The sequence below is a fragment of the Rhodococcus sp. 14-2483-1-1 genome, from assembly GCF_002259335.1.
In the GTDB taxonomy this organism is placed as follows: Bacteria; Actinomycetota; Actinomycetes; order Mycobacteriales; family Mycobacteriaceae; genus Rhodococcoides.
In genome coordinates, this window is record NZ_NPFX01000002.1 from 327,050 (window position 1) to 345,892 (window position 18,843).

The 18,843-nt window shown below is 63.6% G+C and carries 15 protein-coding genes; 8 read left to right on the forward strand and 7 right to left on the reverse strand.

Features of this window, described 5'->3' with window-relative positions; genetic code table 11:
• Positions 1–40 precede the first annotated feature (40 nt).
• The gene (locus tag CH294_RS01390) at positions 41–658 is read right to left on the reverse strand and encodes a TetR/AcrR family transcriptional regulator (protein ID WP_094608126.1); all 618 of its coding nucleotides are present in this window, start codon (positions 656–658) and stop codon (positions 41–43) included.
• Between the two features lie 148 nt (positions 659–806).
• Here CH294_RS01390 and CH294_RS01395 point away from each other — a divergent pair, with 148 nt between their 5' ends.
• The gene (locus CH294_RS01395; protein WP_094736767.1) at positions 807–2,276 is read left to right on the forward strand and encodes an MDR family MFS transporter; all 1,470 of its coding nucleotides are present in this window, start codon (positions 807–809) and stop codon (positions 2,274–2,276) included.
• A 1-nt stretch (position 2,277) separates the two neighbouring features.
• Here CH294_RS01395 and CH294_RS01400 read toward each other — a convergent pair whose 3' ends face one another.
• Genes CH294_RS01400 through pdhA form a run of 4 tightly spaced genes read right to left on the reverse strand, consistent with a single transcriptional unit; the run spans position 2,278 to position 7,930 of the window.
• Complete coding sequence (locus CH294_RS01400) at positions 2,278–4,425, reverse strand: thiamine pyrophosphate-dependent enzyme (RefSeq protein WP_249304973.1); 2,148 nt, start codon at positions 4,423–4,425, stop codon at positions 2,278–2,280.
• A 60-nt stretch (positions 4,426–4,485) separates the two neighbouring features.
• A complete protein-coding gene (locus CH294_RS01405) occupies positions 4,486–5,787 on the reverse strand; it encodes a dihydrolipoamide acetyltransferase family protein (protein ID WP_094736769.1) in 1,302 nt (433 codons plus the stop codon).
• Positions 5,788–5,831: 44 nt separating this feature from the next.
• Positions 5,832–6,851 carry an alpha-ketoacid dehydrogenase subunit beta gene (locus CH294_RS01410; protein ID WP_037176488.1) on the reverse strand — a complete coding sequence of 340 codons (1,020 nt, stop codon included), beginning with the start codon at positions 6,849–6,851 and terminating at the stop codon, positions 5,832–5,834.
• The gene (gene pdhA / locus CH294_RS01415; protein WP_032404769.1) at positions 6,848–7,930 is read right to left on the reverse strand and encodes a pyruvate dehydrogenase (acetyl-transferring) E1 component subunit alpha; all 1,083 of its coding nucleotides are present in this window, start codon (positions 7,928–7,930) and stop codon (positions 6,848–6,850) included. Before pdhA ends, CH294_RS01410 begins: the two co-directional genes overlap by 4 nt.
• A gap of 134 nt (positions 7,931–8,064) precedes the next feature.
• On the opposite strand from pdhA, the gene CH294_RS01420 reads away from it, so the two are divergent.
• Together CH294_RS01420 and CH294_RS01425 are read left to right on the forward strand one after the other, a co-directional pair.
• Positions 8,065–8,544: an Lrp/AsnC family transcriptional regulator gene (locus CH294_RS01420; RefSeq protein WP_032376573.1), complete on the forward strand. Its 480-nt coding sequence runs from the start codon at positions 8,065–8,067 to the stop codon at positions 8,542–8,544.
• 258 nt (positions 8,545–8,802) lie between these two features.
• Complete coding sequence (locus tag CH294_RS01425) at positions 8,803–9,831, forward strand: Glu/Leu/Phe/Val dehydrogenase dimerization domain-containing protein (RefSeq protein WP_249304980.1); 1,029 nt, start codon at positions 8,803–8,805, stop codon at positions 9,829–9,831.
• 49 nt (positions 9,832–9,880) lie between these two features.
• Here CH294_RS01425 and CH294_RS01430 read toward each other — a convergent pair whose 3' ends face one another.
• Entirely contained in the window at positions 9,881–10,798 is a 918-nt protein-coding gene (locus tag CH294_RS01430; protein WP_094736771.1) for a LysR substrate-binding domain-containing protein, read from the reverse strand.
• 173 nt (positions 10,799–10,971) lie between these two features.
• On the opposite strand from CH294_RS01430, the gene CH294_RS01435 reads away from it, so the two are divergent.
• Genes CH294_RS01435 through CH294_RS01455 form a run of 5 tightly spaced genes read left to right on the forward strand, consistent with a single transcriptional unit; the run spans position 10,972 to position 17,306 of the window.
• Positions 10,972–12,006, forward strand: a complete 1,035-nt coding sequence (locus tag CH294_RS01435) for an Ldh family oxidoreductase (protein WP_094736772.1) — start codon at positions 10,972–10,974, stop codon at positions 12,004–12,006.
• Positions 12,007–12,034: 28 nt separating this feature from the next.
• The gene (locus CH294_RS01440) at positions 12,035–13,150 is read left to right on the forward strand and encodes an ABC transporter ATP-binding protein (protein WP_094736773.1); all 1,116 of its coding nucleotides are present in this window, start codon (positions 12,035–12,037) and stop codon (positions 13,148–13,150) included.
• On the forward strand, positions 13,147–14,910 hold the full coding sequence (locus tag CH294_RS01445; protein WP_249304974.1) for an iron ABC transporter permease: 1,764 nt from the start codon (positions 13,147–13,149) through the stop codon (positions 14,908–14,910). Before CH294_RS01440 ends, CH294_RS01445 begins: the two co-directional genes overlap by 4 nt.
• Complete coding sequence (locus CH294_RS01450; RefSeq protein ID WP_094736774.1) at positions 14,911–16,032, forward strand: extracellular solute-binding protein; 1,122 nt, start codon at positions 14,911–14,913, stop codon at positions 16,030–16,032.
• A gap of 41 nt (positions 16,033–16,073) precedes the next feature.
• Entirely contained in the window at positions 16,074–17,306 is a 1,233-nt protein-coding gene (locus tag CH294_RS01455; protein ID WP_094736775.1) for an NADP-dependent isocitrate dehydrogenase, read from the forward strand.
• An 84-nt stretch (positions 17,307–17,390) separates the two neighbouring features.
• On the opposite strand, the gene CH294_RS01460 is transcribed toward CH294_RS01455, so the two are convergent.
• On the reverse strand, positions 17,391–18,842 hold the full coding sequence (locus tag CH294_RS01460; RefSeq protein ID WP_094736776.1) for an NAD-dependent succinate-semialdehyde dehydrogenase: 1,452 nt from the start codon (positions 18,840–18,842) through the stop codon (positions 17,391–17,393).
• Between the last annotated feature and the right edge of the window lies 1 nt (position 18,843).

The window sequence follows — 18,843 nt, forward strand, 5'->3', positions numbered from 1 at the left end:
CTCGACCCCTGCTACGAAGTTCCGCGCACGACGTGTGCAGTCATCCGGCGACCACGCGTCGTAGATCGCGCTGCGTAGTTCGGTAGATGTCCACCAGGTCGGCGTCCTGCCCGGCGTCGATGCGCTCGGCCCAGTCGTCGAAGGCGATCCGCATGGCCATGCCGGCACCCTCGACCAGCAACCGTGCGTACGAACGTGATTCGTGACCACCGAGCTTGGCGGCAACCGAGTCGGTGACGCGACAGAGCGTCATGGCGTCGGTCGCGAAGGCGGCGGCCCGCAGGTGGTCGTCGCGCCCGATCAGCCGTCGGGTACGCAGGAGTCGATCTCGCGCCTCGTGCGGTGCAGCGGATAATCGTTCGACGGATCGCTCGTACAGTGCTTCGATAGCAGCGAGGGTGATGTCCGCGGGGGCCGTCGATGCCAGCCAGGCGTCGATATCGAGCTCGAACTCCGGGGCGAGCCCGAGAACCGATTCTTCCTTGGATGCGAAGCTACGAAAGAACGTGCTGGGCGATACACCGGCCCGACGTGCGATCTGGTCGACCGTCGTTGCGGCGCAGCCCTGCGTCTCGAACAGATCGAGCGCAGCACGGGTGATGTCGAGGAGGGTTTCCCGACGACGTCGCTCTCGCAGATCCGGTACTCGATCGCTCATCGTCCTCCATCCATCGGTCACTCCTCTAACGTCTGACTGTCAACATACCAGCAAGATTCAAGTTGACAGTCACTGTCATTATGATTCAAGCTGTCTACACACAAGAATTGCTCCACACGTTGCACCGATACCCGAAAGTTCTCGACACATGACCACACCTGAGACCGACCACGCACCCGACGCGCAGCTCGCGCCGGGCAGCAAGTTACTGATCGGCATCCTCGTCATCGCGGCTTTCGTCATGATCCTCAACGAGACGATCATGAGCGTGGCGCTGCCTACCCTGATGGTCGACCTGAGCATCACGGCGACCACCGCACAGTGGCTCACCACCGGATTTCTGCTCACGATGGCGGTGGTAATCCCCATCACCGGATTCCTGTTCCAGCGCTTCACTCTGCGTCAGGTGTTCGTGGCAGCCATGACCCTGTTCACCGTCGGCACGCTGCTCGCTGCCTCCGCTCCGGGCTTCGAGATGCTCCTGCTCGGGCGCGTCACCCAGGCCAGCGGCACGGCGATCATGTTGCCGCTGTTGATGACCACGGTGCTGACCGTGGTTCCAGCGCACAAACGCGGCGCGATGATGGGCGTGATCTCCATCGTCATCGCTGTGGCACCCGCGATCGGTCCGACGATCTCGGGGATCATCCTCGATTCGCTCAACTGGCGTTGGATGTTCTGGCTTGTCCTTCCGATCGCACTCATCGCGTTCGCCATCGGCACAACTCTGGTGAAGAACGTGACCGAGACCAGTCGGCCGTCGTTCGATCCTGTATCGGTCGTGTTGTCCGCGTTGGCTTTCGGCGGCATCGTCTACGGCCTGAGCAGCCTGGGGCATTCGGCCGAGGAGTCCATGGTGCCGGTATGGCTGCCGCTGGTCGTCGGTACCGTCGCCCTCGTGGTGTTCGTTCTCCGGCAGATCTCGCGTCAGGATCGCGGCGGCGCTCTGCTGGACATGCGTCCGTTCCGCACTCCCACCTTCAGTATCGGACTCGGTATGATCGCGATCTCGATGATGGCCCTGTTCGGCGCACTGATCCTGCTACCGATGTACCTACAGAACGTCCGCGGACTCGACACTCTCGACACCGGACTGATGTTGCTTCCCGGCGGACTGTTGATGGGTCTGCTCGCCCCGTTCGTCGGACGCATCTTCGACCGAATCGGGCCGCGTCCGTTGGTCATTCCCGGTGCCGTGGTGGTGAGCGGCGCGCTGTGGTCGATGACCGTGCTGGACGCGCAGACTGCACTGCCGCTCGTGATCGGTATCCACATGTTGCTCTCGGCGGGCCTGGCACTCATCATGACGCCGCTCATGACCTCGTCGCTGGGATCGCTTCCCACCCAGCTGTACTCGCACGGTAGTGCCATCTTCAGCACGGTCCAGCAGTTGGCCGGTGCTGCCGGTACCGCACTGTTCGTCACCGTGATGTCCAACACCGCAGCAGCCAGAATCGCCGACGGCGCAACTGCTGTGGGCGGCTCGGAGGCCGGAATACACACAGCCTTCCTCTACGGCGGGGCCGTGTCGTTGGTCGCAGTGGCGGCGTCGTTCTTCATCCGGGCACCGGCACGAACCGACAGCGAGGCGCTCGCCCCCGCACAACCGGTTCACTAGGTCACCCGGCGTCCATCATCCGCACGGCCGCGTCGACGATCTCGTCTTCCGACAGAAGGACGAGATCGGCCGCGCCGCCGAGGGGGACGAACGAATTCGCGCTGGAGACTCGCGCGATGGCACCGTCGTAGCCGCCCTCGACGAGAGCGGTCACGACGCCCTCACCCACTCCCCCGTCGTGCCGGGTCTCGTCGGCGATCAGCACTCGATCGAAGCGTGCCAGCCGGTGCAACAGATCCTCGGCCGGCAGGGGAACTATCCAACGTAGGTCCACGACCGTCACCGCGATCCCGCGTTCGCTCAACCGCGACGCGGCGCGTCGACTCATCACCACTCCGTTACCGAACGTGACGATCACCAGATCATCTCCGTCGAGATGGCTTGCGACGGTGCCGAAATCGCCCGATGAATTGTCGGCACAGCGCAGTGCACCGTCGCCGTCGAGCAGATCGGTGCGGTGATAGAGCGCAATGGGCTCCAGAAACACGCACACTCGCCCCTCCTCCGCGGCCAGTGCCACACAGGTTCTCAAGAGACCGGCGGCCTCGGCCGCCGAACTCGGAACCGCAACCACGATGCCCGGAATATCGCGCAGAACAGCGACCGCATTGTCGTTGTGAAAGTGTCCGCCGAAACCGCGTTGATACGCCAAACCAGCGATGCGTACCACCATCCCGTTGGTGTACTGGGCGTCGGAGAAAAACTTCAGCGACGCGGCCTCACCACGCAGCTGATCCTCGGCATTGTGCAGGTACGCCAGATACTGAATCTCGGGTATCGGGACGAATCCAGCGAGCGCCGCACCCAGGGCGGTGCCGAGCACAGTTTGCTCGTCGAGCAGAGTGTCGAAAACTCGTGCTGCGCCGAACTTTTTACGCAAGCCCTTCGTGACGCCGTAGACGCCGCCTTTGACGGCAACGTCCTCGCCGAACACGAGCACGTCCGGTCGCGTCGTCATGATGTCGGTGAGAGTTCGGTTGATCATCGCGGCCAGCGTGAGCCGACCTTCGTTGTGAGCACCTCGCAGACTGCTCTCGGTAGCAGCCACGGCGGTCGGTCGCCTATCGGTGAGCGGAGCCATCACCGCCTCTGCGGTAGCGAGGCGCGACGATTCCCCGGAGCGCAGCGAGTCGACCGTCGCCTCGGCCTCGCCCATGACGGTCTCGCGCATCGCCTGGTATCGGCCTTCGACGTCGGCGGCAGTCAAGATCCCGGCGCCGACCAACGCACGAGCGCTGGCCACCAACGGATCTCGCTCGTAGTCACCGACGATGTCTGCGCTGGAGCGGTAGGCGAGTTCGGCATCCGATCCGGCGTGACCCATCAGCCGCACCGTCTCGAGGTGGAGCACTACCGGACGCCGCCGATTGCGCACTGTAGCGACGGCGGCGTCGACGGTGCGCATCAGTGCGATCGGATCGTTGCCGTCGGCCCGCACGTACTCGATCGACGGTAATCGGCTGAGCGACTGCGCGATCCACCCCCGCGGCGATCGGGTACTGATCCCGATGCCGTTGTCCTCGCAGACGAACAGGATCGGCATCGGAACGGACTGATGCGCACAATAAGCAGCCGAGTTGAGCGCACCCACCGTCGTCGAATGGTTGGCCGAGGCGTCGCCGAAGCTGCACACCACAACGGCGTTCTCGGGCCACGGGGTTCGATGACGCATCGCCTTCGCCCGACCGAGCGCGAACGCCAGACCGACCGCCCGCGGAACCTGGGACCCGATGGTCGACGTCTGCGGGACGATGCCCAGAGCCGGATGCCCGAACACCTTGTGGCGGCCGCCGGACATGGGATCTCGAGTCGAGGCGACCAGACTCGCCAGTACGTCCCGGATCGGGTTCGAGTCCGAATGCTGTTGTGCGCGTGCGGCATAGAAACCACCGGAGCGGTAGTGCAGCAGCGCCGGGTCGGTGACCTCGGTCGCTGCCCCGACGGCTGCGTTGGCTTCGTGCCCCGACGATCCGATGGTGTAGTAACCGAAGCCCTCGGACTGCAACCAACGGGCCGCGAAGTCGAGATGCCTGCTGGCGAGCTGCGCGTCGAAGTACCGAAGCAGTCGATCCGGATCCGCGACGACCGACCCACCGGGCCGGGCGAAGCGAACCTGCTTCAGGAAGTACTCGTCGATTGCCTCGGCCACGCGCGCACCCTTGTCTCTATCGACTTGTCTCCATCGACCTGTCTCCATCGAGCCGCGGAATCAGCTCAGGGCGATCATATCCATCGGAGTGCTGAGCAGCCGACCGACGAGGGCGAGGAATTGTGATCCCTGCTGGCCGTCGACCAGACGGTGATCGAACGACAGTGACAGCGTCGTCACCGAACGCAGTGCGATGGCACCCTCGTGTTCCCAGGGCATACGGCGGATCGAACCGAAGCACAAGATGGCCGCTTCACCGGGATTGAGAATGGGCGTCCCGGCGTCGACTCCGAACACTCCTACGTTGGTGATCGTGATCGTGCCGTCGGCGAGGTCGGCCGGACTGCTCTTGCCTTCTTTCGCGGTCCGCGTCAGATCTGCCAGTGCACGCGCGATGTCCACCAACGAAAGTTCGTGCGCGTCCTTGATGTTCGGCACCATCAGGCCGCGCGGGGTCGCTGCGGCGATGCCGAGGTTGACGTAGTGCTTGGTGACGATCTCCTGAGCCGCCTCGTCCCAGGACGAGTTGAGGGACGGGTTCGATCTCAGTGCTACCAGAACTGCCTTGGAAACCAACGCCAGCGGAGTCAGCCGCACGTCCGCGAAGTGGGTCGAGGACCGGAGGGATTCCAGCAGAGCCAGGGTCTCGGTGACGTCCACGGTCACGAATTCGGTGACGTGCGGAGCGGTGAATGCACTGCGCACCATCGCATCCGCCGTATGTTTGCGCACCCCCTTGATCGGCGTGCGCTCTTCGCGGCCGGTCCGGTGCGGGGCCCGCGCCTCCGCCGGCTCCTCACCCTTCAGGTAAGTCTCGATGTCCTCACGCGTGACGTCACCGTGGCTTCCGGTTGCGGGCACCTCGGCCAGGTCGACGGCGTTGTCCTTGGCGATCTTTCGCACCGGCGGTGTGGCCAACGGCTTGCCGTTCCGACCACTCGATGTCGCGGTGACCGGAGCTGGTCCCCGGCCGCCGCGTCGACTGGATCCTTCCTTCGCCACGCCGTAGCCGACGAGAACCGGAATCCGTTCGTCGTTGTCTTCTCCGGGGGCTGCCTCGTCCGTGTCGGTGGCTGTCTCGACACTCGGCGGGGCAGTCACCTCCTCCTGGGTGTCGCCGCCTACTCGGATGTCGATGATCGGGACCCCGACCTCGACGGTGTCGCCCTCCGAGACATGCAGCGCAACAACCACCCCCGCGAACGGTGACGGAAGTTCGACGGCAGCCTTGGCCGTTTCGACCTCGGCGATGTTCTGATTCAACTCGATCGTGTCACCGACGGCGACGAGCCAGGTCAGCAGGTCGGCCTCGGTGAGACCCTCCCCGAGGTCGGGCAACGGAAAACTCTGGATGGTGGGCATCGTCGAATCCTGTTCGGTGTCTGTCGTAGGCAGTGAGCGAAAATTCAGTGGGAGCGGCAGCGGTCGACGGCGTCGAGGATCCGGTCGACGTCGGGGAGGTAGAACTTCTCGAGCTTCGACGCGGGGTACGGGGTCCCGAAGCCGCCGACGCGCAGCACCGGTGCCTCCAGGTTGTAGAAACACCGTTCGGATATCCGTGCGGCGATCTCGGAGCCGATACCCATGAACACCGGTGCCTCGTGTGTGACGACCAGACGTCCGGTCTTGCGCACAGAGGCCTCGATGGTCTCGAAGTCGATCGGGGACAGCGAGCGCAGATCGATGACCTCGATCGAGATTCCCTCGTGGGCAGCCACTTCGGCGGCCTTGCGGGCGGTGGCGACGAGCGGGCCGTAGGCGATGAGTGTGACATCGGTGCCCTCGGTGACCACCCGCGCCCGGTGCAGCGGGTACGACGCGCCCGGATCGGTGGAGTCCAGGTCGATCGGGCTCTTCTCCCAGTACCGACGCTTCGGCTCGAAGAACAACACGGGGTCGTCGCTGGCAATAGCCTGTTGGATCATCGAGTAGCCGTCTGCAGAATTGCTACAGGTGACGACGCGAAGGCCCGCGGTCTGCGCGAAGTAGCCCTCGGGCGACTCAGAGTGATGCTCGACGGCACCGATTCCGCCGCCGTAGGGCACGCGAATCGTCATCGGAATCTTCACGTTGCCACTCGTGCGGTAGTGCAGCTTGGCGACCTGCGAGACGATCTGGTCGAAGGCCGGATAGATGAAGCCGTCGAACTGAATTTCGCACACCGGCCGGAATCCCCGCATCGCGAGTCCGACTGCGGTGCCGATGATGCCGGACTCGGCCAGCGGCATATCGAGAACACGACCGGGTCCGAAGTCCTTCTGCAGGCCGTCGGTGATGCGGAAGACGCCACCGAGCTTGCCGATGTCCTCGCCCATGAGGAGAACCTTGGGATCGTTCTCCATCGCTCGTCGCAGACCTGCATTGATGGCCTTGCCCAACGGAAGACTCGTGGGCCGCTGCGGCGCAATACTTTCCATGGTGGTCATGACGTGGCTCCTTCGAATCCGGCCTGGTACGAGGCAAATTGGGCTCGCTCGTCGTCCAGGAGGGGGTGTGGATCGGCGTAGACGTTGTCGAACACCGACATCGCTTCCGGCTCGACGGTCTCGAGGCACCCACGGCGGAGTTCCGCCGCGACGTCGTCGGCGGTGCGCTTCACCGAAGCGGCGAACGCGTCGTCGTACACGCCGATTCGACGGAGCAGCTTCTCGATTCGATCGATCGGATCCTTCGCACGCCATTCGTCGTCGGTGGCACCCGAGCGGTATCGCGTCGGATCGTCGGACGTGGTGTGCGGGCCCATCCGGTAGGTGACGGCCTCGATGAGCGTCGGGCCACTACCCTCGCGGGCGCGCGCCAGCGCTGCTCTGGTCACCGCCAGGACGGCCAGAACGTCGTTGCCGTCGACGCGCACCGACGGAATACCGAAGCCCTCGCCGCGGGCCGCGATCGTCGTCTTGGTCTGTACCGTCACCGGTTCGGAGATCGCCCACTGATTGTTCTGGCAGAAGAACACCACCGGCGCATGGAAACTGGCGGCGAAACCGAGCGCTTCGGAGATGTCGCCCTGACTGGTCGCGCCGTCACCGAAGTAGGTGATGGCCGCACCTTCGGCACCCTCGAGCTGCATGCCGATGGCGTACCCGGTCGCGTGCAGACCCTGCGATCCGACGATGATCGCCGGTGTGGTCATCCGGTACTCGTACGGGTCCCAGCCCGATAGCGTCGATCCGCGCCAGAACCGCAGCATCTGAGTGGGGTCTACCCCGCGACAGTAAGCGACGCCGTGCTCGCGGTAGCTGGCGAACACGAAGTCCTCGGTGTCGAGTGCACGAGCGGATCCGACCTGCGCCGCTTCCTGACCGAGCAGCGGTGCCCACAGACCCAGTTCGCCCTGCCGCTGCAACGCGGTGGCCTCGGAATCGATGCGCCGGACGACGACGAGATCGCGATACATCTCCATCATCGCGGCCGTGTCGATATCGGCGACGAGAGGCGAGTAGGTCTCGTTGCGCACCACGGTTCCCGATTCTTTGATCAGCTGAACCAGCGAGTTGGTGTTCATGGTCCTGGCACTCTCCGTCCTGATGTGATGTCCTTCACAAGGACACCACCGACATCCAGACTGCACAAGTGATGACTTCGAAACTGCGCAACGTGCACAATATTGATTAACGACCGAGCTACAGGAAGTGCGCAATGACCGATTTGGACAAGACCGACGCCAAGCTTCTCCTCGCCCTCTGCTCGAAGCCTCGCGCCACCGGGGTCGAACTCGCCACGACACTGGGCTTGTCGCGAAACACCGTCCAGGCGCGTCTCGGCCGATGGGACGACAAAGGCTCACTCACTCCGATCGATCACCGCATCCCGCCGAAGTCGCTGGGGCGACCGCTGCAGGCGTTCGTCACCGCACGGGTCAATCAGCACATGCTGGCGGCGGTCACCGAGAATCTCCGCACCATCCCTGAGGTACTCGAGGTGTTCGGGCTGTCCGGAGCTGCAGACATGCACATCCGCATCGCCGCCGTCGACGCCGACGACCTGTACCGCATCGCCGGTCTGATTCTCGAGATACCAGGAGTCGAGCGCACCAACATGTCCATCGCCATGTCGGAACTGATCCAGTACCGCACCAAGCCGTTGCTCGAACAGCTCGCCGAAGACGGCCGACGCTGAGCAGGCAGACCAGCTCTGCCAGACCGATTCAGCCTCCACCGTGCAAGATGCATGATCTCGGCGACGGCGGTTGACCAGCGTGCACGTTCACGGCACTCTTCGACGGACATGTTCCCGGATACCACCCATTTCCGGGTACCGCCGCCTCATCACCGAAAGAGACCGCCTGTGTCCGTCGTTGCCGACCACCCCGCCGCCGTAGCCAGCACCCCGCCCCGCTCCCTCTCCTCGACGGCAGGCGTCTTCGACCGTCCCGACATGCCGCGCGACTCCGCACACGAACGCGTCGTGTTCTGCCAGGACCGCGATACCGGGCTGCGCGCGATCATCGCCGTCCACTCCACCGTTCTCGGGCCGGCCCTCGGCGGAACTCGCTTCTACCCCTACGCATCCGAGCAGGATGCGTTGACCGATGTATTGCGGCTCTCCCGCGGGATGACCTACAAGGCAGCCGTCGCGGGCGTCGACCTCGGCGGCGGCAAGGCCGTGATCATCGGCGATCCCACCGCCATCAAGACCCCGACGCTGCTGAACGCATACGGCCGGTTCGTCGAGTCGCTCGGTGGAACCTATGTCACCGCAGGCGATGTGGGCACCAACAGCAACGATCTCGACATCATCGCCGAAGAGACCGCGCACGTCGTCGGCAAGAACACCACTGCAGGCGGCACCGGCGACAGCGGTCCGCAGACCGCACTCGGGGTCCTTCTTTCGCTCCGTGCGGCAGCCGAATCGGTCTGGGGCTCAGATGATCTGACCGGTAAGCGTGTCGCCGTCGAAGGTGCAGGAAAGGTCGGATACAACCTCGTCGCCCTTCTTCGGGATGCCGGTGCCGACGTGATCGTCAGCGACTCCTATGCACCCGCACTCGAGCGCATCGCCCTGGACTTCCCCGGGGTCACCATCGAATCCGACATCATCGGTGCCGACATCGACGTCTACGCACCGTGCGCCATGGGTGCCACCCTCGACGCCTCCTCGGTAGCCCGATTGACGGCGTCCATCGTCTGCGGCGCGGCCAACAATCAGCTGCTCACACCCGACGTCGAAGAGATGTTGGCGGCGCGCGGAATCGTCTGGGTACCCGATTACGTAGCCAACGCCGGCGGACTGATCCAGGTGGAAGGCGAACTGCGCGGTAAGGATTCGGCCCAGGTGATGGCCACGATCGGGAAGATCCGCGACACCGTCTCCGGCATCTTCGCCATCGCGCGTACCGAGGGCATTCTGCTGGGAGCCGCAGCCGATCGTCTGGCCGAGGACCGGATCGCGGCTGCCCAGGGCTGAGCGGAGGCATCACTCCGACATCCTGCACCGACGCCGAACCGTCGGACGCCTACCCCCGAGAAGCGTTGTATCCCTTCACGACCTGATGAAGCAGCGCCTCCAAGCGGAGACTGGCAACGGACGGTGTGACGTCCGACGGACGGGCCGTACAGATACGCCGTGCCGGCACGGACGCGGCGAGTCGCTTGACGACGACCTCGCCGCGTACGTAGCTGGTGGCCAGTTGGGGGCACAACGTGACTCCGAGACCTGCAGCGACCATGGCCTGCGTTTCCTGGTAGTCGCTCGCTTCCACCACCACCGTCGGTCTGAAGCCGGCAGTACGGGCGCAGCGCCAGAGATGCTCTGCAGTGGGGTGACCACCCGCTCGCACGATCCAGTCGTCGTCACTCAGATCCGAGAGCTCGACCGTATCCGCGTGCGCGAGTTCGTGATCGCGTCGAACGATCAACACCGTTGGGTCGCTGAGTATTTCGCGAACTGTCAGACCTTCGTCCACGGTTCGATTCCATGGATAGTCCCACGTCAGCGCCAGATCGAGCTGCCGCGTCTCGAGCAACTCCCGCAGGGGCGCGATTCGGCTCGAGTGTACCGACAAGCGAATTCCCGGGTGGGTCTCACGCAGACCGATGACGACGTCGGGCAACAACGACGCGGCAAACGTGGGAAAGACTCCGAAGCGAACAGTCCCGGTGAAGCCTCCGGCGAGCTCACGGAGATCGTCTCTCATCCCGTCGAGTTGCTCGTCGATGGCGCGCGCCCTCGCGACAACCGCTCGCCCGGCCTCGGTCAAGTGCACACCGCGGGCATGTCGCTCGACGAGCTCGACGGCGAGTTCGGACTCCAACTTGCTGATCTGCTGCGAGACAGCTGAAGACGTGTAGCTCAGCTCGTCGGCTGCAGCGGCCATCGATCCGTGTCGTCCGACAGCCGACAAGATCTGCAACCGGGTCAAGTCCGCCTTCATCGACCTCACTTTAGCATCTCTTATGTCAGACTCAAGAAACCTTGACTACTACTTATCGGCTGGCGCTGCCATAGTGACTTTCGAGAGTGATCCAGGCCATAGGCCACCGTTCGCCGGACCTGTTCCGTGAACGTCCTCGGCACTCCCTCGACTGCACAGAAAGCCATGGCACCATGTCGACAGTTACGGTTCCCGCCGCCCACCTCGAAGATCTGGCATCGCGAGCACTGATCACCTGCGGTATGTCCGAGGCGTCAGCTCGGACCATCGCAGAAGTCCTCGTCTTGGCCGACCTGTTCGGCATTCATACGCACGGAATACAACGGGTCCCGCAGTACCTCGATCGCGCCACCGTAGGGGGCATCGATCCGTGCGCGGTGGTGACCACCACCCGGCCGGCACCGGCTCTGGCTTTGGTCGACGGCGCCAATGCGGTGGGACCTCTGGTCGGTAGTGCTGCACTCGCTGCAGCCATGGACGGTGCCCGAACATGCGGCGTGGGAGCGGCTTTCGCTAGGCACAGCAACCATTTCGGCCCGGTCATGCCCTATCTTTTCAAGGCTGCCTCGGAGGGATTCGCGGCGATCATCGCCAGCAATGCCACGACCACGATCGCACCGTCCGGAGGGAAGGCCACGCGAGTGGGCAACAACCCGATGGGATGGGGCGTCCCCAATCCGGGAGGCGACCCCATTTTTCTCGACATCGCGTTGAGCGTCGCAGCGAGAGCAAAGATTCGAGCCGCCCAAAACGATGGCCGCTCCATTCCCGCCACCTGGGCCACCGACAGCGAAGGCCGACCTACGACCGATCCGAGCGCTGCGCTCTCGGGGTTCCTGCAACCCATCGCGGGCCACAAGGGATACGGGCTGGCGGTGATGGTCGACCTGTTTGCCGGACTACTCTCCGGTGCAGCGTATCTGGACAAGGTCAGCTCATGGAGTGTCTCACCCGAGCGGGCCCAGAACCTGGGTCATTTCTTCATCCTTGTCAACACCGAACTGTTGCTCTCCGGGCCCGGGTTGCACGAGCGCGTCCAGGACTTCGGTGATCGGTTGCATTCGGTTCCGGCGACGGATCCCGCCGATCCCGTTCGACTACCGGGCGAATACGAGATGGCGCGGTACCACGAGCAGATCCGAGACGGGATCACGCTCGACGACAGTGATATTCGAGCGTTGCATCAGCTCGTCGAGTCTCGGGTCTGAGAAGAACCGACAAGCCGAAGGAATTTCCATGAAAGTATCGATAGAGAATTTGACCCTTGCCTACGGCAAGAACACCGTCGTCCGGGACCTCGATCTCGAGATTGCCGACGGAGAATCCCTCGTGTTGCTCGGTCAATCGGGCTGCGGCAAAACCAGCACCATGCGTTGCGTCGCAGGTCTCGAAAGTCCGAACGAAGGCCGAATCACAATCGGCGACAACGTGATGCATGATTCTTCCAGCGGTCGAACCGTACCCCCGAACAAGCGCAACGTCGGAATGGTGTTTCAGTCGTACGCGGTATGGCCTCATCGCACCGTGTTCGAGAATGTCGCGTTCTCGCTGCAGATGCAGAAAGTCGGTAAGGACGAACTCGTCTCTCGCGTGCACGAGACACTCGATCTGGTCGGGCTGCGTGAGTTGGCCGAGCGCGGAGCCAGCCTGTTGAGCGGTGGGCAGATGCAGCGGGTAGCCCTCGCACGGAGTCTGGTCATGCGCCCCAACGTCCTGTTGCTCGACGAGCCGCTGTCCAATCTCGATGCGCGCCTGCGCGAACGCCTGCGAATGGAACTGCGTGAACTGCAACTGCGACTCGGCCTCACCACGATCTACGTCACTCACGATCAGGTGGAAGCATTTGCCCTGGCCGACCGCATTGCGCTGATGCAGAACGGTCGCATCGTCCAGAGCGGCGCACCCGATCAGATCTACACTGCGCCCGCGAGCGGGTCGATCGCAGAGTTCCTCGGCGTGGGCAACCTGTTCGCGTGCTCACCCACTCCTGGCATGTCTGGAGCAGTGACGCTCACCGACCACGATTTCACGATCAGAGTCGATGCCACCGTGCCCGACAATGCGGACCGACTGCTCGTGTGTCTGCGTCCCGAGGACCTGACCGTCACGCCTGTGCACGACGACACGTCTGCGGGAGTGGGTTGGGCGGGGCGTGTCGACGTCGCGAGCTACCAGGGCGCGTCCATTCGCTACCGCATCACTCTCGACGGAGGGCCGAATATCGAGGCGCTCGCCACCGGAGCCTCGAAACGGGCGCTGCACGTCGGAGAACGAGTCGACGTCGACGTCACACCAGGAGCCGCACAGCTTCTCGTCGACGACCGCACGCAGCTCGTCGGGGCTCTCTCGTGAGCGCCCCGACCACCGACCGTCCACGGCAAGCACCGGCACCGACGCCGGGTGTCTCGGTGTCACGCACACGCAACCCACGGCTCCGGCGAAGCCTTCCGACACTCGTCCAACTCGCGCTTCTCACGCTCATCGTCCTGTGCCCGATGTTCTTCATCGTCATGGGTGCCTTCACCGACAATCCCGACCGCAGCAACGTCTTCGACTTCGGTAATTTCACCTTCGACAATTTCGCTCTACTGGGACGCCCGTCGGCTCAGGAGGCGATGTGGAGCTCCGCGATCGTCGGAATCGGATCGTCGATTCTCGCCCTCCTCATCGGTGCGACACTGGCGTTCTTGGCCGCCAGAACCAACATCCCGGGTCGAAAGTTGATCTACGGCATCGGGATTGCCCCGCTGTTTCTGCCGTCGCTCGTCGGTGCGCTGGCGTGGGCTCTGCTCGCCGGCCCCGCAACCGGCTACCTCAATCTGGCCCTGACTGCACTCGGACTCCCCGGATTCGTCGACATCTACAGTTTCGCCGGAATGATCTTCGTTCTCGGCCTGTATTACGCTCCTTATCCGTTCCTGATGATTCACTCGGCGTTGTCTTTGATGAGTCCGGATCTGGAAGATGCGGCCAGCCTCCACGGGGCAGGGCTCACCCAGATGCTCCGCAAGATCACCTTTCCGCTCGTGCTTCCTGCCACGATCGGATCCGGCATACTCGTATTCGCTCTGACCGTCGAGAACTTCGCCGTCGCACAGGTCATCGGTGTACCCGGCGGCGTGGACACCCTGCCCACCCTCATCTATCGACTCATGAACGCTGCGCCTGCTCGCAGTAACGACGCGGCAGCCATCGCCGTCGTCCTCACCGTTCTGCTCGTGGTCGTCGTGGCCTTGCAGAACAGAGTGACCGGCAGCAAGGAATTCACCACTGTGAGCGGTAAGGGAGTGCGCGCACGGCAAGTGCCGCTTCGGGGCTGGCGTTGGCCGGCCGCCGCTCTCGCATGGCTGTACTTCGTTCTCGCCGTGGCACTCCCGATGGGAGCACTCGTGGTGGCGTCGCTCCAGACCAGCCCGTACCTGGCTCGATTCGGGGAGTTGTTCGATGCCGGCGCGTTGTCCTTGTGGAGCCTGGGGCAAACAGTTCAGGACCCGGACTTCCACAACGTTGTACTCAACAGTGTCATCGTCGGTGTGTCGACCGCGGCCATCGGCACTACTTTCTGCTTCGCGCTGGCGTACACCCGGTACCGGACCAGGTCGCCCGGACGATCGGTGCTGGAGTACGTGGCCATGCTGCCGTTGGCAGTTCCCGCGATCGTGCTCGGGCTGGGTTTGCTCTGGACCTGGTTGGCGTTGCCCGTGCCGATCTACGGAACTCTCGCCGTCCTCGTCGTCGCATTCATCGCAGTCTTCCTGCCGCAGGGATACCGCGGAGTGTCCTCCTCCATCGTTCAGCTCGACCAGGACCTCGAGGACAGCGCAGTGATGCTCGGCGCGAGCCGAGCGAAGGCCATCCGATTCGTGACAGTGCCCCTGCTCCGAATCGGGCTGTCCTCGACCTTTCTGCTGCTGCTCATGTTGTCGATGCGCGAATTGACGGCAGCTCTCTTCCTGTTCACTTCGGACACGAGGTTGCTGTCCATAGCGATCTTCGACGCCTACGACAACGGATCCATCCGATCGGCCGCCGAACTCGGGTTGCTCTACTGCGTCGTGATCGGCGTTCTTTCTGCACTGTCCCGCCGATTCGGCGCAAAGGAGTCCAAGTAGATGACCACATCGACGATCCGGCGGTTCGGTGCCGCAGTGTGCGCCATCGCAGTCGCCGCGGTGACCGCATGCAGTCCACCACCGCAGGCCCCATCGCTGGCACGGCCGGCCGCGTCCATCACCGAACCAGGTGGGGCTCTGGTGATCGACGGCGAGCAGATCGCAGACCCGGATCTGTGGTCGCGCGCAGAATCCGAGGGCACCATCACGCTGTACAGCGGATACACGCAGGACACCGAATCCGAGGTGCTCGAACAGTTCGAGGCCGACACCGGTATCGATGTGAAACTCGTTCGCTTGACGTCCAATCGGCTCTACGAACGCCTCACGGCCGAATACAGCACCGGTCGCCTCGATGCAGACGTCATCCGGATCTCCGACCCGGGTTTCGTTCGGGGTTTGGCCGAGCGCGGACTGTTCCAGCCCTACCTGCCCGATACTGCGGACAATCTCCAGGATGACGTCTCGTTCGACGACAACCGATATTTCCGCACGTTCAACCCGATCTACACCTTCGGGTACAACCGCGCAGTCGTCGATCCCACCGACGCGCCGACGTCGTGGAATTCTCTTCTCGAGGATCGTTGGAACGACAAACTCGGTATCGCGCAGGCCGGTTCGGGCGGAAGCGCGCTCGCTCTGACTCGATTTCAGCGCGATGTCCTGGGCGACGACTACCTCCGCCGATACTCCTCGGAGGCACGAGTGTTCGACTCCATCGGGGCCCAGCTCGACGCCTTGGCCCGCGGCGAGATCAACGCGGGCACCGTCGTTGTGAGCAGCGTGAACATTGCGAACAACGAGAACGCTCCTGTCGATTTCGTCGTACCGGACGAGGGAGTCACCTCGTACGACTACTACACGGGAGTGGCCGACACCGCACGCAATCTTGCTGCCGCAGAGGTATTCATGAACTGGAACCTCTCCACCCGCGGCCAGCGGGTGTTCACCGACCTCGGTGAGTACTCGGTACGGACCGATGTCGATCCGCCGAACATTCTCGGTGCTCAGCTCCCCGACTTCACCGATCCCAAGGTGCACCGGATCACCCCGGAGGAATCGACCACCCATTCCGCCGAGGATCAGGCCGCGTGGAATTCGATTTTCGGATACAACGAATGACTCTGCCGCAGTGCAGAGTCCACTGAAGGGACCCAACTCTCATGCCGAAGTCCAAGACCCGAGTCGAGGGCACCGTCGTCGAACTGGACGGCGACGAGATGACCCGAGTCATCTGGCAATACACCAGGGATCATCTGATCCTTCCGTATCTCGACGTGAACCTCGAGTACTACGACCTGGGAATACGAAATCGTGACTCCACCGACGATCAGGTGACCGTCGATGCTGCACGAGCTATCGAGAAGTACGGTGTCGGCGTCAAGTGCGCCACCATCACGCCCGACGCCGACAGGGTGGAGGAATTCGGACTGAGACAGATGTGGCGCTCACCCAACGGCACGATTCGGAATGTACTCGGGGGAACAATTTTTCGAGCCCCGATCATCATCTCGAATGTTCCCCGACTCGTTCCTGGGTGGACCGAACCCATCGTCATCGGACGTCACGCCTTCGGCGACCAGTACCGCGCAACCGATTTCACTGTGCCTGGGCCGGGTACCGTCACCATCACCTACACTCCCGACGACGGAAGCGAACCGATACGGCACGAGTTGGTGAGGTTCACCGACGAGAGCCTCGGCGGAGTGGTGCAGGGCCAATACAACTTCACCCAGTCCATCATCGATTTTGCGCGAGCCTCGTTGAACTATGGCTTGCAGCAGAATTATCCGGTCTATCTGTCGACGAAGAACACCATCCTGAAGGCGTACGACGGCCGATTCAAGGACGTCTTCGAGCACATCTATCGGACCGAGTTCAAGACCGAGTTCGAGGCAGCCGGACTGACGTACGAACACCGCCTCATCGACGACATGGTCGCGTCGGCCATGAAGTGGAAAGGGGGGTATGTGTGGGCATGCAAGAACTACGACGGTGACGTGCAGTCGGACTCGGTTGCACAGGGATTCGGTTCGCCAGGTTTGATGACGTCCATCCTGCTGACACCGGACGGCAGGACATGCCTGACCGAAGCTGCCCATGGAACCGTGCGACGCCACTTCCGTGAGCACGAAGCCGGTGAACCGACATCGACCAACCCGATCGCGTCGATCTTCGCCTGGACTCGCGGCCTCGAACACCGCAGCACGTTGGACGGAACCCCCGAAGTGGGCCGGTTCGCCCGCACACTCGAACACGTCGTCGTGGGAACCGTCGAAAACGGTCGAATGACGAAGGACCTCGCGACATTGATCGGCGAGGACCAGAACCACCTGACCACCGAGCAGTTCCTCGACGCGGTCAGATACGAATTGGACCGACGAATGGGCCGATGATCTCGGCACATGACGCTCCACTCCTGGCCGTGCATCGGGGAATTCCCGCACCCTCGGCCAGGAGTGGAGCGCTACGTGCACCGGCTACTGCAGCGCGATGTACTTGGTATCGAGGTATTCCTCGATGCCTTCCGAACCACCCTCGCGTCCGAAACCCGATTCCTTGACGCCACCGAACGGGGCGGCCGCGTCGGAGATCGCACCGCGATTGACCCCGACCATGCCGGTGTCCAGAGCCGCCGACACCCGCAGGGCCCGGTCGAGGCTTTCTGTGTAGAAGTACGCCACCAACCCGTACCTGGTGTCGTTGGCTGCGGCCACGGCCTCGGCCTCGGTGTCGAATCCGATGATCGCCGCGACAGGTCCGAAGATCTCGTCCTGCAACAGATTCGCGTCCGCGGGGATACTGTCGAGAACCGTCGGCGTATAGAAGAATCCAGGTCCATCCGGCGCCGTGCCGCCGGTGCGCACCCGAGCACCCTTCGCGACGGCATCGTCGACCAGTGCGGTGACCGTTCTACGCTGTTTGTCGTTGATGAGCGGCCCGATGTCGGTGCCTTCCCGATCGCCGGCACCGACCGTCAAGGCCTCGATTCGCGCCGTCAACTTCACGGTGAATTCCTCACGCACCGAGTTCGCAACATACAAGCGGTTGGCCGCCGTGCAGGCCTCGCCGCCGTTGCGCATCTTGGCGAGCATCGCCCCGTCCACGGCCGCGTCGATATCCGCGTCGTCGAACACGATGAACGGAGCGTTGCCACCGAGCTCCATCGACGTCCGTAGCAGGCGGTCGGCTGCGTTGCGGACCAACAGCTTTCCCACTCCGGTCGATCCGGTGAACGTGACCTTCCTCAGTCTGGGGTCGTCCATCAGCGGTCCGGTGACCGCCGCGGCGTCGGAGGTCGGAAGGATCGAGAGCACCCCATCGGGCAACCCCGCGTCGGCGAATACCTGCCCCAGAAGGAGCATCGTGAGCGGAGTGTCCTCGGCCGGCTTGACGATGACGGTGCATCCGGCAGCCAGAGCGGGCCCGATCTTGCGCGTTCCCATGGCCAGAGGAAAGTTCCACGGGGTGATGGCCAGCACCGGGCCGACGGGCATCTTGGTCACCAGGATTCGGCCGTTTCCTGCCGGCGCGGGGGTGAACCGGCCGCCGATGCGGACCGCCTCCTCGCTGAACCAGCGCAGGAATTCGCCGCCGTAGTTCACTTCACCGCGGCTCTCCGCCAATGACTTTCCCATTTCGAGAGTCATCAACAGGGAGAAATCGGCCGCGCGCGCCTGCAGTAGGTCGAAGGCACGCCGCAGAATCTCTGCCCGCTCGCGAGCAGGCGTCGCCGCCCACGCCTCCTGCGCCGCAACAGCGAGATCGAGCGCGGTGATCCCGTCGGCCGCGGTGGCGTCGGCGACGGTAGTCAGTTCCTCGCCGGTCGCCGGGTTCAGTACGGAGAATCGGGAACCCGACGCCGACGGTGTCTGCGTACCGCCGAGCCAGAGATCGGTGGGCAGCGACGAGATCAGATCGTGGGCCGACATG

Bases quoted from the DNA above. Each gene is read 5' to 3' on its own strand.
- CH294_RS01390 (WP_094608126.1), bottom strand. From the start codon at position 658: ATGAGCGATCGAGTACCGGATCTGCGAGAGCGACGTCGTCGGGAAACC.
- CH294_RS01395 (WP_094736767.1), top strand. From the start codon at position 807: ATGACCACACCTGAGACCGACCACGCACCCGACGCGCAGCTCGCGCCG.
- CH294_RS01405 (WP_094736769.1), bottom strand. From the start codon at position 5,787: ATGCCCACCATCCAGAGTTTTCCGTTGCCCGACCTCGGGGAGGGTCTC.
- CH294_RS01410 (WP_037176488.1), bottom strand. From the start codon at position 6,851: ATGACCACCATGGAAAGTATTGCGCCGCAGCGGCCCACGAGTCTTCCG.
- pdhA (WP_032404769.1), bottom strand. From the start codon at position 7,930: ATGAACACCAACTCGCTGGTTCAGCTGATCAAAGAATCGGGAACCGTG.
- CH294_RS01420 (WP_032376573.1), top strand. From the start codon at position 8,065: ATGACCGATTTGGACAAGACCGACGCCAAGCTTCTCCTCGCCCTCTGC.
- CH294_RS01425 (WP_249304980.1), top strand. From the start codon at position 8,803: ATGCCGCGCGACTCCGCACACGAACGCGTCGTGTTCTGCCAGGACCGC.
- CH294_RS01430 (WP_094736771.1), bottom strand. From the start codon at position 10,798: ATGAAGGCGGACTTGACCCGGTTGCAGATCTTGTCGGCTGTCGGACGA.
- CH294_RS01435 (WP_094736772.1), top strand. From the start codon at position 10,972: ATGTCGACAGTTACGGTTCCCGCCGCCCACCTCGAAGATCTGGCATCG.
- CH294_RS01440 (WP_094736773.1), top strand. From the start codon at position 12,035: ATGAAAGTATCGATAGAGAATTTGACCCTTGCCTACGGCAAGAACACC.
- CH294_RS01450 (WP_094736774.1), top strand. From the start codon at position 14,911: ATGACCACATCGACGATCCGGCGGTTCGGTGCCGCAGTGTGCGCCATC.
- CH294_RS01455 (WP_094736775.1), top strand. From the start codon at position 16,074: ATGCCGAAGTCCAAGACCCGAGTCGAGGGCACCGTCGTCGAACTGGAC.
- CH294_RS01460 (WP_094736776.1), bottom strand. From the start codon at position 18,842: ATGTCGGCCCACGATCTGATCTCGTCGCTGCCCACCGATCTCTGGCTC.